Annotated in this window: 12 protein-coding genes; 6 read left to right on the top strand and 6 right to left on the bottom strand. The window is 62.2% G+C overall.

The features are described from left to right. Positions 1 to 95 precede the first annotated feature (95 nt). From bioD to bioB, 5 genes are all read right to left on the bottom strand, one after another. Positions 96 to 776: a dethiobiotin synthase gene (gene bioD, locus L8K08_RS25465; protein WP_242200722.1), complete on the bottom strand. Its 681-nt coding sequence runs from the start codon at positions 774 to 776 to the stop codon at positions 96 to 98. Further along, positions 773 to 1585, bottom strand: a complete 813-nt coding sequence (bioC, locus tag L8K08_RS25460) for a malonyl-ACP O-methyltransferase BioC (RefSeq protein WP_242200721.1) — start codon at positions 1583 to 1585, stop codon at positions 773 to 775. Before bioC ends, bioD begins: the two co-directional genes overlap by 4 nt. Further along, a complete protein-coding gene (locus L8K08_RS25455; protein WP_242200719.1) occupies positions 1578 to 2309 on the bottom strand; it encodes an alpha/beta fold hydrolase in 732 nt (243 codons plus the stop codon). Before L8K08_RS25455 ends, bioC begins: the two co-directional genes overlap by 8 nt. Further along, on the bottom strand, positions 2302 to 3483 hold the full coding sequence (gene bioF / locus L8K08_RS25450; RefSeq protein ID WP_242200716.1) for an 8-amino-7-oxononanoate synthase: 1182 nt from the start codon (positions 3481 to 3483) through the stop codon (positions 2302 to 2304). The genes L8K08_RS25455 and bioF overlap by 8 nt, the downstream gene beginning before the upstream one ends. Positions 3484 to 3640: 157 nt before the next feature. Then, on the bottom strand, positions 3641 to 4696 hold the full coding sequence (bioB, locus tag L8K08_RS25445; protein WP_242200713.1) for a biotin synthase BioB: 1056 nt from the start codon (positions 4694 to 4696) through the stop codon (positions 3641 to 3643). Positions 4697 to 4788: 92 nt separating this feature from the next. Between bioB and L8K08_RS25440 the strand changes: the two genes are divergently transcribed. The 5 genes from L8K08_RS25440 (at position 4789) to rarD (ending at position 10558) form a co-directional block, all read left to right on the top strand. Then, positions 4789 to 5526 (top strand): ComF family protein, encoded by a 738-nt coding sequence (locus L8K08_RS25440; RefSeq protein WP_145157492.1) that lies wholly within the window; start codon positions 4789 to 4791, stop codon positions 5524 to 5526. A gap of 57 nt (positions 5527 to 5583) precedes the next feature. After that, positions 5584 to 6348: a TOBE domain-containing protein gene (locus L8K08_RS25435; RefSeq protein WP_242200711.1), complete on the top strand. Its 765-nt coding sequence runs from the start codon at positions 5584 to 5586 to the stop codon at positions 6346 to 6348. A gap of 79 nt (positions 6349 to 6427) precedes the next feature. Continuing rightward, positions 6428 to 8326 carry a PhoX family phosphatase gene (locus L8K08_RS25430; protein ID WP_242200709.1) on the top strand — a complete coding sequence of 633 codons (1899 nt, stop codon included), beginning with the start codon at positions 6428 to 6430 and terminating at the stop codon, positions 8324 to 8326. 178 nt (positions 8327 to 8504) lie between these two features. Further along, positions 8505 to 9479: a serine/threonine protein kinase gene (locus L8K08_RS25425; RefSeq protein ID WP_242200707.1), complete on the top strand. Its 975-nt coding sequence runs from the start codon at positions 8505 to 8507 to the stop codon at positions 9477 to 9479. A gap of 194 nt (positions 9480 to 9673) precedes the next feature. Continuing rightward, positions 9674 to 10558: an EamA family transporter RarD gene (gene rarD, locus L8K08_RS25420; protein WP_242200705.1), complete on the top strand. Its 885-nt coding sequence runs from the start codon at positions 9674 to 9676 to the stop codon at positions 10556 to 10558. Positions 10559 to 10780: 222 nt separating this feature from the next. On the opposite strand, the gene L8K08_RS25415 is transcribed toward rarD, so the two are convergent. Continuing rightward, positions 10781 to 11293 (bottom strand): ACT domain-containing protein, encoded by a 513-nt coding sequence (locus L8K08_RS25415; RefSeq protein WP_145157496.1) that lies wholly within the window; start codon positions 11291 to 11293, stop codon positions 10781 to 10783. A gap of 388 nt (positions 11294 to 11681) precedes the next feature. Here L8K08_RS25415 and L8K08_RS25410 point away from each other — a divergent pair, with 388 nt between their 5' ends. Then, positions 11682 to 13859 (top strand): malate synthase G, encoded by a 2178-nt coding sequence (locus L8K08_RS25410; RefSeq protein WP_242200703.1) that lies wholly within the window; start codon positions 11682 to 11684, stop codon positions 13857 to 13859. The last annotated feature ends 8 nt before the right edge of the window (positions 13860 to 13867 follow it).

Raw genomic sequence — 13867 nt, 5'->3', positions numbered from 1 at the left:
GCCTTTAGAGAATCGTGAACCTGAATTGAAGCAGACATCCCGGCAAAACGCCCGTCAAAAACACTAATGGCATAATGCCTTAGCGATAGCCAAAATCAGTCAAGCAGGTCTAGTTCCAGGTATTCGGCGACGGCGTCGGCGCTGGCCTGCTTGAGTTTTGGCACGCGCCCAAGGCAAGGCGCAGGTAACCGCTCAGCCAGGGTGGCGAGGTTCTCTTCCAGACGAGAGGTCTTGGGGTCGATGATATTCGCCACCCAGCCTGCCAACGGCAAGCCGTCTCGCGCTATGGCTTCCGCGGTGAGCAACGCATGGCTGATACAGCCCAGACGCACGCCCACCACCAGGATCACCGGCAGCTTGAGCGCCTTGGCCAGGTCCGACAGGTTGTCCTGATCGGCCAAGGGCACCCGCCAGCCACCCGCGCCTTCAATCAAGGTGAAATCCGCCTGCCGCGCCAGAATCTGCTGCATCGGTTTCAACAGCGATTGCACCGTCAACGCCACGCCCGCCTCCCGCGCCGCCAGGTGCGGTGCAATCGCGGGCTCGAACGCCACCGGGTTGACCTCGGCATAGCTCAACGGCAACGAACACTCAGCCAACAGCGCCAAGGCATCGGCATTGCGTAATCCTTTGGGGGTGATCTGGCAGCCCGAAGCCACGGGCTTGCCAGCGGCGGTGCTTTTACCCGCGAGCCTTGCGGCGTGCAGCAGGCCGGCGGCGATGGTGGTCTTGCCAACATCGGTGTCGGTGCCGGTGATGAAGTAAGCGGCGCTCATAGAGGTTTCTCCAGTACGGCATACACCACTTGGTAGGTGGCGGGCAGGCCTTGGGCCTGACGGAACTGCTCGTAAGCGCCCACCAGTGCAACAATCCTCGCGCGCCCCGTCAACCCTCCCGGGCGGCCCGGGTTCAGGTTATGCGCGCCCAATGCTTTGAGCTCGTGGGTCAGGCTGCGCACATCCGGGTAATGCAGCACGTGCGGCCGGCGCTCCAGGCTCACCACCCGCAAGCCGCTGGCGGCGCACAGCTGTTGATAAGCCTCAAACGTGCGGAAGCGATTGACGTGCACCAGGCCATCCGCGGCCCGCCAGCTTTCGCGCAGCTCACTCAGCGTGCCCACGCACAAGCTGGCAAACGCCAATACCCCGCCGGGTTGCAGCACGCGATAAGCCTCGCGGAGCACGGCGTCAAAATTTGCACACCACTGCACCGCCAGGCTGGAGAAGATCAGCCCGCAACTGTTGCCCTGCAACGGCAGGCGTTCAGCATCACCGGCAATAAAGTGCTCGGCGCCGCCCAATGGCCGCGCGTGGTTGAGCATGCCTTCGGCAATATCCACCGCCACGCCCTGGCTGGCGGGCAACCGCTCGCCCAGCACGCGGCTGAAAAAACCGGTGCCCGAGCCCAGGTCCAGCCAGCGTTGCGGCGCGGCGCCCGTTGGCAGGCGAGCCAACAGCTCGTAACCCACTGCGCGCTGCAACGCCGCCACGCTGTCGTAACTGGCGGCGGCGCGGGAGAAAGACGCCGCCACCTGGCGCTTGTCCGGCAAGGCGCCCGGCAGTGTTGGGTGGGATAAATCAGTCATCAACGCACTCGTGCAAAAAAGCCTGGATAGCCCCCGCCACACCGTGAGGGTCCTCCAGAAGAAAAGCGTGACCGGCCTGTTCAATCAGGCCGATTTCTACATCGGGGAGCAGCGCCAGCAAGTCGCCAGCCGCCTGCGCGGGCACCAGACCATCCAAGCCAGCGAACAGATGCAACTGTGGGCCGCGATAGCCGAGCAAGGCTTCGCGGGTATCCAGTTGAGCCAGCAACTCAAGGCCGGTCATCAATTCGCTGGAAGACGTATTCGGCACGCCGCTGACCAGCAAACGGGAGAGCCCGCGCGGGTCTTGCGCCCCCTTGGCACACAGCAGGCCGAAGCGTTTGAGGGTGACCTGGGAGTCGGCATGGCAGCCGGCGAGAAACGCATCGAACGTCTCAGCCGGCATCGCGCTGGGCCAGCCGGCATGGGCGACGAAACACGGGTTGCTCGCCAACGTCAGCAAGCCGCAGCAACGTTCGCCGCGGCGCGCCGCCAGCTCCGACGCGAGCATGCCGCCCAGGGACCAACCACCCAGCCAGGCGTTGTCGGGCAGCGTGGCGTCGAGTTCGTCGAGCCATTCACCCAAGTCACTCGATTGCAGCGTCGGCAATGGCTCGATCTGCACCTGCAGGTGTTCGTCGAGGCCGCGCAAGGCTGCGGCCAAGGGCTCCAGTGGCGATACGCCAAGGCCCCAGCCGGGCAGCACTATCAGTCGATCACGCATGGTCGGGCTCCATGGCGCCTAACAAGCGGAAACACTCTTCCAATGCGTTTAACAATAGCTGCACCTGCGCCGCGCTGTGGGCCGCCGTCAACGTCACGCGCAAACGCGCGCCGCCGGCAGGCACGGTGGGTGGGCGGATCGCGGTGACCATCAGGCCGCGCTCGCGCAGCAGCTGCGACAGACGCAGGGCGCGGGCACTGTCGCCAATCAGGATCGGCTGGATCGGCGTGAAGCTGTCCATCAGGTCCAAGCCGAGCTGTTCGGCGCCCTGGCGGAACTGGCGGATCAGGCCATTAAGATGCTCGCGTCGCCAATGCTCGGTGCGCAGCAGCTCCAGGCTTTTCAAGGTTGCGCAGGCCAACGCCGGCGGTTGGCTGGTGGTGTAGATGTAAGGCCGGGCGAACTGGATCAGGCTTTCGATCAGCTCTTCGCTGCCCGCCACAAACGCCCCGGCGGTGCCAAAGGCCTTGCCCAGCGTGCCGACCAGCACCGGCACATCCTCCTGACTCAAGCCGAAATGCTCGACGATCCCGCCGCCAGTGGCACCCAGCGGGCCGAAGCCGTGGGCATCATCCACCATCAACCAGGCGCCTTTGGCCTTGGTTTCACGGGCCAGCGCGGGCAGGTCGGCCAGATCGCCGTCCATGCTGAAAACGCCGTCGGTGACCACCAGCGTGTTGCCGGTGGCCTTCTCCAACCGCTTGGCCAGGCTGGCGGCGTCGTTGTGCAAGTAGCGGTTGAACCGCGCACCGCTGAGCAAGCCGGCATCCAGCAACGAGGCATGGTTCAACCGGTCTTCCAGCACCGTGTCGCCCTGCCCCAACAGCGCCGTGACCGCGCCGAGGTTGGCCATGTAGCCGGTGGTGAACAGCAACGCGCGGGGGCGCCCGGTCAGGTCGGCCAGGGCTTCTTCCAGTTCATGGTGCGGCGTGGCATGGCCAACCACCAAGTGGGACGCGCCACCGCCCACGCCCCAACGGGACGCACCGGCGCGCCAGGCTTCGATCACGTGCGGGTGATTGGCCAGGCCCAGGTAATCGTTGTTGCAGAACGCCAGCAACGGTTGGCCGTCCACCACGACTTCAGGGCCTTGCGGGCTCTGGAGCAAAGGGCGTTGACGGTAAAGGTATTCGGCACGACGGGCAGCGAGACGCGCGGCGAGATCAAAAGACATGCAGGCCTCGGATTAGCGGGTGAACTCGGTCAAAAATGTGGGAGCGGGCTTGCTCGCGAATGCGGTGCGTCAGTCAACCTATCTTTCACTGATCCACCGCATTCGCGAGCAAGCCAGCTCCCACATTTGGAATGCATTCCAAATAGGGGGATCGGCGTCAAACCGCAGCGTTATAGAACTGCTCGCTGCTCTTGTGCTCCACCAGCGCCTGCTCGATCGCCGCCTGATGCACTTCATCGGCATGCTCTTCACGGGCTTCCGGCAGGATGCCCAGGCGCGCAAACAGCTGCATGTCCTTGTCAGCCTGCGGGTTGGCGGTGGTCAGCAGCTTGTCGCCGTAGAAGATCGAGTTGGCACCGGCGAAGAAGGCCAGGGCCTGCATCTGCTCGTTCATGGCTTCACGGCCGGCCGACAGGCGCACGTGCGACTGCGGCATCAGGATGCGCGCCACGGCGAGCATGCGGATGAAGTCGAACGGGTCGATGTCATCGGCGTTTTCCAGCGGCGTACCGGCCACCTTCACCAGCATGTTGATCGGCACCGACTCCGGATGCTCCGGGAGGTTGGCCAGCTGGATCAGCAAGTTGGCGCGGTCGTCGAGGGACTCGCCCATGCCGAGGATGCCACCCGAGCAGATCTTCATGCCCGAATCGCGCACATAGGCCAGGGTTTGCAGGCGCTCGCTGTAAGTGCGCGTGGTGATGATCGAACCGTAGAACTCAGGCGAGGTGTCGAGGTTGTGGTTGTAGTAGTCGAGGCCGGCCTGGGCCAGGGCCTCGGTCTGGTCCTGGTCGAGACGGCCGAGCGTCATGCAGGTTTCCAGGCCCATGGCCTTCACGCCTTTGACCATTTCGAGCACGTACGGCATGTCTTTGGCCGACGGGTGTTTCCACGCGGCGCCCATGCAGAAGCGGGTCGAACCAATAGCCTTGGCGCGGGCGGCCTCTTCGAGGACCTTCTGCACCTCCATCAGCTTTTCTTTTTCCAGGCCAGTGTTGTAGTGGCCCGACTGCGGACAATATTTGCAATCTTCCGGGCAGGCGCCGGTTTTGATCGACAGCAACGTCGAGACCTGCACGCGGTTGGCGTCGAAATGCGCGCGGTGCACGGTCTGCGCCTGGAACAACAGGTCATTGAAAGGCTGCACAAACAGCGCTTTGACTTCGGCTAAGGACCAATCGTGACGCAGGGTGGCAGTGGTGCTGGCGCTCATGGGCGATTCCTTGATTATGCTTGGGCTTTCGCTGCGGGAAGGGCAATACCCACAGTCACGACACGGATGCTCGGCATATTTAAGGAAGATTCATGCACTGTCAACCAGGATACAAACGCGAGGTTTACATCTGGCTAAAAAACAACCAGACGTGTTTAGTTTGCGATGAAGCCACAGAATCGGCCGATTGTGTGTGCAACGTCTGCGAAACAGAGCTGCCATGGTTGCTGGCGCAATGCGAGGTGTGCGCCTTGCCGCTGCCAACCAGCGGTTTGATCTGCGGCCAATGCCTGAAAAACCCGCCTGCGTTTAAACACGTCGTCGCACCGTGGTCTTTCAGCTTTCCGGTCGACACCCTGATCAGCCGCTTCAAGCATCAGTCACGCTGGCCCCTCGGCCACCTGCTCGCGCGCCTGCTGGGGCATCACCTGCAACACCGTTTTGACAACGCCGAACTCGAGCGCCCCGACTGCCTGCTGCCCGTGCCCCTGGCGCGTAAACGCCTGCGCGAACGCGGCTTCAACCAGGCGCTGATGCTGTCACGCTGGCTGAGTGAACAGCTTGATATCCCACACGATGACCACCTGTTGTTACGCCCCCATGAAACCGTCGCGCAACAAGCCCTCGACGCCAAAACCCGCAAACGCAACCTGCTCGCCGCGTTTGCACTGGCTCCCGACGCCCAGGTGCAAGGCCGCCACCTGGCGCTGGTCGACGACGTACTGACCACCGGCGCCACCGCCCACAGCCTGGCGCGGTTGCTGATGGACGCGGGGGCGCGGCAAGTCGATGTGTACTGCCTGGCACGCACACCTAAACCCGGGGCATGACTTGACTCGCGTGCGCCACGCCTGCAACGTCCGCTGACCTTATAGAAGCGTATCCACATGTCTCTGCCGACCTCGCTCAGCCAACACATCATCCGCCGCCCCCAACGCATCGCCTTGCTGGCGCACATCGCCGAGCAAGGCTCGATCACCCGTGCGGCCAAAAGCGCCGGTTTGAGTTACAAGGCCGCCTGGGATGCCATCGACGAGCTGAACAATCTGGCGCAAAAACCGCTGGTGGAACGCAGCGTCGGCGGCAAAGGCGGCGGCGGCGCCAGGCTGACGGCCGAGGGTGAGCGCGTGCTGCGCCTTTACCAGCGTTTGCAAGTGTTGCAGGCCCAGGTGCTGGGCTCGGATGAAGACGCGAGCGACTTCAACCTGCTCGGCCGGCTGATGCTGCGTACCAGCGCGCGCAACCAATTGCACGGCCAGGTCATCGCGATTGAAAGCCATGGCCGCAATGACATGATCCGCCTGCAACTGTCGGGCGACTTGAGCCTGAGCGCGCAGATCACCCACGACAGCACGCAGCGCCTGGAACTGGAGACCGGCGTGGAAGTGGTCGCCTTGATCAAGGCCGGCTGGCTGGAGTTGCTCGGCCTGGAGCAGGCAGCAACACCTGGACACAATTGCATGAGCGGCGTGATCGAGACGATTCTCGACGCCGAGGACGGCCCCAGCGAGGTGCGCATCACCCTGCCCAACGGCCAGGTTTTATGCGCCCTGGCGCAGCCCGCCGCGCTCAAGGCACTGAAGGCCGCCGAGGGCCAGCCAATTCAGGTGCAGTTCTCGCCCAGCAACGTGTTGCTCGGCACGCCGGTGTAGCGCGAGGGCTACTTCAAACTGCAACAATTTCGTCACGCGTGCTCCTTAAGGTGTCTGCAAAAACCGCAGGGAGCCTGAAATGAGCCTATTAGAAGACAACCAAGCCACCGACCTTGAACAGATGGTCGGCCTCACCCGCCGCCGTTTCATCGGCGCGGGGGCCTTGTGCGGCGCCGCGATGTTCCTCGGCGGCAACCTGCTGAGCCGCAGCGCCCTGGCTGTCAACGCCGCGTCCAGCAGCCCGTTGCTGGGCTTCCCCAGCATCGCCGCCGACACCCGCGACGCAATCAGCCTGCCACCCGGCTACAGTGCTTCGGTGCTGATCAGCTGGGGCCAGCCATTGCACAAAAACGCGCCGGCGTTCGACCCCTCTGGCAACGGCACCGCCAAGGCCCAGGAGCAACAGTTCGGTGACAACAACGACGGGATGAGCCTGTTCGCCTTCCCCGGTGACGACAACCGCGCGCTGATGGCGATCAACAACGAATACACCAATTACCGTTACCTCTATGCCCACGGCGGCGCGCCGCAATCGGCCGAAGACGTGCACAAGGCTCAGGCCAGTGAAGGCGTGTCGGTGATCGAAGTGCGGCGCACGGGCGACACCTGGCAGTTCGTGCGGGACTCGCGCTACAACCGGCGCATCCACGGCAACTCGCCGATCCGCCTGAGCGGTCCGGCGGCGGGTCACGACTGGCTGAAAACCCGCGCCGACAAAACCGGTAAAAAAGTCCTCGGCACCTTCCAGAACTGCGCCAACGGCAAGACCCCGTGGGGCACCTATCTGACGTGCGAAGAGAACTTCACCGACTGCTTTGGCAGCAGCAACCCACAACAGGCCTTCGACGCCGGGCAAAAACGCTATGGCGTGGTGGCAGCCAGCAAAGAGATCAACTGGCATCAACACGACCCGCGTTTCGACATGGCCAAGAACCCTAATGAACTCAACCGCCATGGCTGGGTAGTGGAAATCGACCCGTTCGACCCGCAATCCACGCCGACCAAACGCACCGCCCTGGGCCGCTTCAAGCACGAAAATGCCGCCCTGGCTGAAACCCGCGATGGCCGCGCCGTGGTGTACATGGGCGATGACGAGCGCGGCGAGTTTATTTACAAGTTCGTCAGCCGCGACAAGATCAACCACAAGAACCCCAAGGCCAACAAAGACCTGCTCGACCACGGCACCTTGTATGTGGCGATCTTCGACGCAGGCGACGGCAACGCCGACCACCCCAAGGGCAACGGCCAATGGGTCGAACTCACCCATGGCAAAAACGGCATCGACGCCAGCACCGGTTTCGCCAGCCAGGCCGAAGTGCTGATCCACGCGCGCCTGGCCGCCAGCGTGGTCAAGGCCACGCGCATGGACCGCCCGGAATGGATCGTGGTCAGCCCCACCGACGGCCAGGTCTATTGCACCCTCACCAACAACGCCAAGCGTGGTGAGGAAGGTCAGCCGGTAGGCGGCCCGAACCCGCGTGAGAAAAATGTCTACGGCCAGATCCTGCGCTGGAAAGCCGATGCCGATAACCATGGCTCCAACACGTTCTCCTGGGACCTGTTTGTAGTGGCCGGCAACCCCGGTGTGCATGCCGGCACGCCGAAGGGCGGCTCGTCCAATATCAACCCGCAAAACATGTTCAACAGCCCGGACGGTCTGGGCTTCGACAAGGCCGGGCGCCTGTGGATTCTCACCGATGGCGACTACAGCAACGCGGGTGACTTCGCCGGCATGGGCAACAACCAGATGCTCTGCGCCGACCCGAGCACCGGGGAAATCCGCCGGTTCATGGTCGGGCCAGTGGCGTGCGAGGTCACCGGCATCAGTTTTTCGCCGGATCAGAAGACGCTGTTTGTGGGCATTCAGCACCCGGGTGAAACCGGCGGTTCGACCTGGCCGGAGCATCTGCCGAACGGCAAGCCGCGTTCGTCGGTGATGGCGATTCGGCGCGATGATGGTGGGATTGTCGGCGCCTGATAGGCCCAATCGGGGGCAAGCCCCCTCCCACACTTGACCGCGTTCCTACAGGTTAAACGCGGTCTGCTGTGGGAGGGGACTTGCCCCCGATGAGGCCAGTACAGACACCACCTATCTATCGCCGTGTGCGTTACCATACCGGGCCGGACGCGGCGCCCTGCTGCGCGCAGGAGTTCGCATGGCCCATCCGTTTGAAACACTCACCCCCGACCTGGTTCTCGACGCTGTCGAAAGTATCGGCTTCCTCAGCGATGCTCGCATTCTGGCGCTCAACAGCTACGAAAACCGCGTCTACCAAGTGGGTATCGAGGACTCTGAACCGCTGATCGCCAAGTTCTATCGGCCGCAGCGCTGGACCAACGAAGCGATCCTTGAAGAACACCGTTTCACCTTCGAATTGGCCGAGTGCGACGTACCGGTGGTCGCCCCGTTGATCCACAACGGCGAAAGCCTGTTCGAACACGCGGGTTTCCGCTTCACCCTGTTTCCGCGCCGCGGTGGCCGTGCGCCGGAGCCGGGCAATCTTGATCAGCTGTATCGCCTGGGTCAGCTGCTTGGCCGTTTGCACGCCGTAGGCTCAACGCGCCCGTTCGAACACCGAGAGGCGTTGGGGGTGAAGAACTTCGGTCACGACTCTCTCACGACCTTGCTGGAAGGCAACTTCATTCCGAAAAGCCTGCTGCCAGCCTACGAGTCCGTGGCCCGCGACCTGCTCAAGCGCGTGGAAGAGGTCTACAAAGCCACGCCGCACAAGAACATCCGCATGCACGGCGACTGCCACCCCGGCAACATGATGTGCCGCGACGAGATGTTCCATATCGTCGACCTGGATGACTGCCGCATGGGCCCGGCCGTACAGGATTTGTGGATGATGCTCGCCGGTGATCGGCAGGAATGCCTGGGCCAGCTATCGGAATTGATGGACGGTTATCAGGAATTCCACGACTTCGACCCGCGCGAGCTGGCGCTGATCGAACCCCTGCGCGCCTTGCGCCTGATGCACTACAGCGCCTGGCTGGCGCGGCGCTGGGATGACCCAGCGTTCCCTCACAGCTTCCCGTGGTTCGGCAGCGAACGCTATTGGGGCGACCAGGTATTGGCGTTGCGTGAACAACTGTCGGCGCTCAATGAAGAACCGCTGAAACTGTTCTGACCCTGCCGCTAGGCCTCGTGGAAGCTGGCTTGTCGGGTCGCCGCATCGCTGCGATGCAGGCACCTCGGTGTATCAGTCACATCGAGGTGATGTCATCGCAGGCAGGCAAGCTCACACAGAAAAGCAGCGTCCCATCGCCTGACAAAAATCCTTACAATTGCGCCTTTGTCAGCTGCCTATGCAAGGATTCTGCAATGCAACCCGCCAACCCCCGCAAGGGTTACATCCTGGGCCTGAGCGCCTATGTCATCTGGGGCCTGTTCCCGATCTATTTCAAAGCCATCGCCAGCGTTCCCGCCGCCGAAATCATCGTGCACCGCGTGCTGTGGTCGGCGCTGTTTGGCGGTTTGCTGTTGATGGTGTGGAAACACCCGGGCTGGTTTCGTGAACTGCGCGATAACCCCAAGCGCCTGGCGATTCTGGCACTGAGCGGTGCGTTGATTGCCGCCAACTGGCTGACGTATGTGTGGTCGGTCAACAGCGGGCGCATGCTCGAAGCGAGCCTGGGTTATTACATCAACCCGCTGGTGAATGTGCTGCTGGGCATGCTGATTCTCGGCGAACGCCTGCGGCGCTTGCAGTGGATGGCCGTCGGGCTGGCGGCGGTGGGTGTGGCGGAGCAGGTATGGCAGGTGGGCAGTTTGCCGTGGGTGTCGCTGGTGCTGGCGCTGACCTTTGGCTTTTACGGGCTGATCCGCAAGCAGGCGCCCGTCAAGGCGCTACCGGGGTTGGTGGTGGAAACCTGGATGCTGGTGCCGATCGCTGTCGCCTGGCTGCTGTTCAACCCGTCGGCGCACAGCGCACAGCTTGAATTTTGGGGCACTTCCGAAGCCTGGTGGCTGGTGGCGGCCGGCCCGGTCACGCTGATCCCGCTGGTGTGTTTCAACGCTGCTGCGCGGCATTTGCCCTACACCGCCCTGGGTTTTTTGCAGTATGTGGCGCCCACCCTGGTGCTGTTGGAAGCGGTGTTCCTGTTCGGCGAACACTTGGCCACCAGCACGCTGATCGCATTCGCGTTTATCTGGGCCGGCCTGGTGGTCTACAGCCTGGACGCCTGGCTGACCCTCCGCAAACGCTGATCAAATAACGTACGAGCCTCTGCAAGCCACAGCGGGCCTGGCTTGCAGACATCCATCCCAAGGTTATCCACAACCTGATCCCCGCCATTTGTGCACAAGCCCTTGAAACTGCTCGTTTTTTGCTCAACTCGAGAAGAAGCCCGGCCGGCGTGGCCTGGCGCCGGGTCTCTACAGGTTATCCACAGGCCCATGCAAGATTTCCATGCATAACCCTGTGGGCCGTTATTCTTCGTGGTGCAACTCGACCATCAAGTCATCCGCCAGGGTTTCCAGGGACAGTTGCAAGGTATCCAGGGATAACGCTGTCGGCACCTGCAGCAATGCCTCGGCGGTAAACAACGGATCACCGCTCATGGGCGCCGGGCGCACATCCGTGCTCAGGCTTTCAAGGTTCACCCCCTGTTTGCTCAACAGCGCCGTGATCTCGCGCACGATGCCCGAACGGTCGTTGCCCACCAGCGTCATCAGGATCGCCTTGGACGCCGCGGTCTGCCCTGAACTGCCCTCACCCACCAGCACGCGAATGCCGTGTGTGGATAAGTCCTCCAGCGCGTTCACCAAACCCTGACGACTTTCGGCGGGAACACTGACCCGCAGGATCCCGGCAAACTGCCCGGCCATGTGCGCCATTCGGCTCTCCAGCCAGTTGCCATCGTGGGCGGCAATATTCTGCGCAATGCGTTCAACCAGGCCGGGTTTGTCGGCGGCAATAATAGTGAGTACAAGATGGTCCATGGCGAAGCCCTCTGAATTCAATCTACAAGGTGGACGCAGGCGCCCTCGAAAACAAATCGTGTACCATTTTTATATTTATCTGGAACAATCTGATAGTTTTTTGAGAACATCCAATACCCCACTGTGACCGCACGACCAAAGTGGGTCGCTAAACGACGCATTTAGTCAAATTTTCACAACCGCAACTCATCATGTAGTATGCAAAACCGCGCACTACATAACGTTAGGTCGATGTCTGCCAAGGCACCAACGTATCGCGACAACCCGCCAGCCCAGCCGCCTTAACGGCATGTACTGGGGGATCGGGTTCGTGGTTTAAATGGCCAGAGGCTTCATTGGTAAATTGAAAAGCTGAAAAGCGCATAAGCTCCGCAGAGTGAGGCAAGCAATGACTGAACACGTTCAAGTCGGTGGCCTGCAGGTCGCCAAAGTCCTGTTCGACTTCGTGAACAACGAAGCCATTCCCGGTACCGGCATCACTGCCGACCAGTTCTGGGCCGGCGCCGACAAGGTCATTCACGACCTGGCACCGAAGAACAAAGCCCTACTCGCCAAACGCGACGATTTCCAGGCGCGGATCGATACCTGGCACCAGACCCACGCCGGCCAGGCCCACGACCCGGTGGCCTACAAAGCCTTCCTGCAAGACATCGGATACCTGCTGCCAGAAGCCGCAGACTTCCAGGCCTCGACCCAAAACGTCGATGACGAAATCGCCCGCATGGCCGGCCCTCAGCTGGTCGTGCCGGTGATGAACGCCCGTTTCGCCCTCAACGCATCCAACGCGCGCTGGGGCTCGCTGTATGACGCGCTGTATGGCACCGACGCCATCAGCGAAGCCGACGGCGCCGAGAAGGGTAAGGGCTACAACAAAGTGCGCGGCGACAAAGTGATTGCCTTCGCCCGTGCTTTCCTCGACGAAGCCGCGCCGCTCAGCGCCGGCAGCCATGTCGATTCCACCGGCTACAAGATCGCTGATGGCAAGCTCATCGTCAGCCTCAAAGGCGGCAGCAACAGCGGCCTGCGCGACGATGCACAACTGATCGGTTTCCAGGGGCCGGCGGACCAGCCGATCGCAATTTTGCTGAAGCACAACGGCCTGCATTTCGAGATCCAGATCGACGCCAGCACGCCTGTCGGCCAGACCGATGCGGCCGGCGTCAAAGACGTGCTGATGGAAGCCGCGCTGACCACCATCATGGACTGCGAAGACTCCGTCGCCGCCGTCGATGCCGATGACAAAGTGGTGATCTACCGCAACTGGCTCGGCCTGATGAAGGGCGACCTGGCCGAAGAAGTGGCCAAGGGCGGCAAGACCTTCACTCGCACCATGAACCCCGACCGCGTCTACACCGGCGTGGATGGCCAGGACGTGACCTTGCACGGCCGTTCGCTGCTGTTCGTGCGCAACGTTGGCCACTTGATGACCATCGACGCGATCCTCGACAAAGACGGCAACGAAGTACCGGAAGGCATTCTCGACGGTCTGCTCACCAGCCTGGCGGCAATCCACAGCCTCAACGGCACCAGCAGCCGCAAGAACAGCCGCACCGGCTCCGTGTACATCGTTAAACCGAAAATGCACGGCCCGGAAGAAGCTGCGTTCACCAACGAGCTGTTTGGCCGTATCGAAGACGTGCTGAACCTGCCGCGCAACACGCTCAAAGTCGGGATCATGGACGAGGAGCGCCGCACCACGATCAACCTCAAGGCCTGCATCAAGGCTGCCAGCGAGCGTGTGGTGTTTATCAACACCGGCTTCCTCGACCGCACTGGCGACGAAATCCACACCTCCATGGAAGCCGGTGCGATGGTGCGCAAGGCGGCCATGAAGGCCGAGAAATGGATCGGCGCTTACGAGAACTGGAACGTCGATATCGGCCTGAGCACCGGCCTGCAAGGGCGTGCGCAGATCGGCAAAGGCATGTGGGCGATGCCCGACCTGATGGCGGCGATGCTTGAACAGAAAATCGCTCACCCACTGGCCGGCGCCAACACCGCTTGGGTACCTTCGCCCACGGCGGCTGCACTGCACGCGCTGCATTACCACAAGGTTGATGTGTTCGCGCGTCAGGCCGAACTGGCCAAACGCGAGCGCGCGTCGGTGGACGATATCCTGACCATTCCTCTGGCCAGCAACACCGATTGGTCCGACGAAGAAATCCGCAACGAGCTGGACAACAATGCCCAAGGCATCCTTGGTTATGTCGTGCGCTGGATCGATCAAGGCGTCGGCTGCTCGAAAGTGCCAGACATCAATGACGTCGGCCTGATGGAAGACCGCGCCACCCTGCGCATCTCCAGCCAGCACATCGCCAACTGGCTGCGCCATGGCATCGTCAACGAAGCCCAAGTGATGGAAAGCCTCAAGCGCATGGCGCCGGTGGTAGACCGTCAAAATGCGGGGGATGCGCTGTATCGCCCCTTGGCGCCGGATTTCGACAGCAACATCGCGTTCCAGGCAGCGGTGGAGTTGGTGATTGAAGGGACCAAGCAACCCAATGGTTACACCGAGCCGGTGTTGCACCGTCGGCGCCGTGAGTTCAAAGCCAAAATGGGTGTGTAACTAGCGAA

The sequence above is a fragment of the Pseudomonas sp. TREG-RG-20F-10-E-6-01 genome (genome assembly GCF_022662455.1).
GTDB lineage: Bacteria > Pseudomonadota > Gammaproteobacteria > Pseudomonadales > Pseudomonadaceae > Aquipseudomonas.
The sequence above is the reverse complement of the archived record's forward strand: the minus strand, read 5'-3'. Positions and strand labels throughout refer to the sequence as shown.

What these genes read in the sequence shown, in the direction of transcription:
- bioB (WP_242200713.1), bottom strand. Translation starts at nt 4,696, where the DNA reads ATGAGCGCCAGCACCACTGCCACCCTGCGTCACGATTGGTCCTTAGCC.
- bioC (WP_242200721.1), bottom strand. Translation starts at nt 1,585, where the DNA reads ATGACTGATTTATCCCACCCAACACTGCCGGGCGCCTTGCCGGACAAG.
- L8K08_RS25435 (WP_242200711.1), top strand. Translation starts at nt 5,584, where the DNA reads ATGTCTCTGCCGACCTCGCTCAGCCAACACATCATCCGCCGCCCCCAA.
- L8K08_RS25430 (WP_242200709.1), top strand. Translation starts at nt 6,428, where the DNA reads ATGAGCCTATTAGAAGACAACCAAGCCACCGACCTTGAACAGATGGTC.
- L8K08_RS25455 (WP_242200719.1), bottom strand. Translation starts at nt 2,309, where the DNA reads ATGCGTGATCGACTGATAGTGCTGCCCGGCTGGGGCCTTGGCGTATCG.
- L8K08_RS25425 (WP_242200707.1), top strand. Translation starts at nt 8,505, where the DNA reads ATGGCCCATCCGTTTGAAACACTCACCCCCGACCTGGTTCTCGACGCT.
- L8K08_RS25415 (WP_145157496.1), bottom strand. Translation starts at nt 11,293, where the DNA reads ATGGACCATCTTGTACTCACTATTATTGCCGCCGACAAACCCGGCCTG.
- rarD (WP_242200705.1), top strand. Translation starts at nt 9,674, where the DNA reads ATGCAACCCGCCAACCCCCGCAAGGGTTACATCCTGGGCCTGAGCGCC.
- bioF (WP_242200716.1), bottom strand. Translation starts at nt 3,483, where the DNA reads ATGTCTTTTGATCTCGCCGCGCGTCTCGCTGCCCGTCGTGCCGAATAC.
- L8K08_RS25410 (WP_242200703.1), top strand. Translation starts at nt 11,682, where the DNA reads ATGACTGAACACGTTCAAGTCGGTGGCCTGCAGGTCGCCAAAGTCCTG.
- bioD (WP_242200722.1), bottom strand. Translation starts at nt 776, where the DNA reads ATGAGCGCCGCTTACTTCATCACCGGCACCGACACCGATGTTGGCAAG.
- L8K08_RS25440 (WP_145157492.1), top strand. Translation starts at nt 4,789, where the DNA reads ATGCACTGTCAACCAGGATACAAACGCGAGGTTTACATCTGGCTAAAA.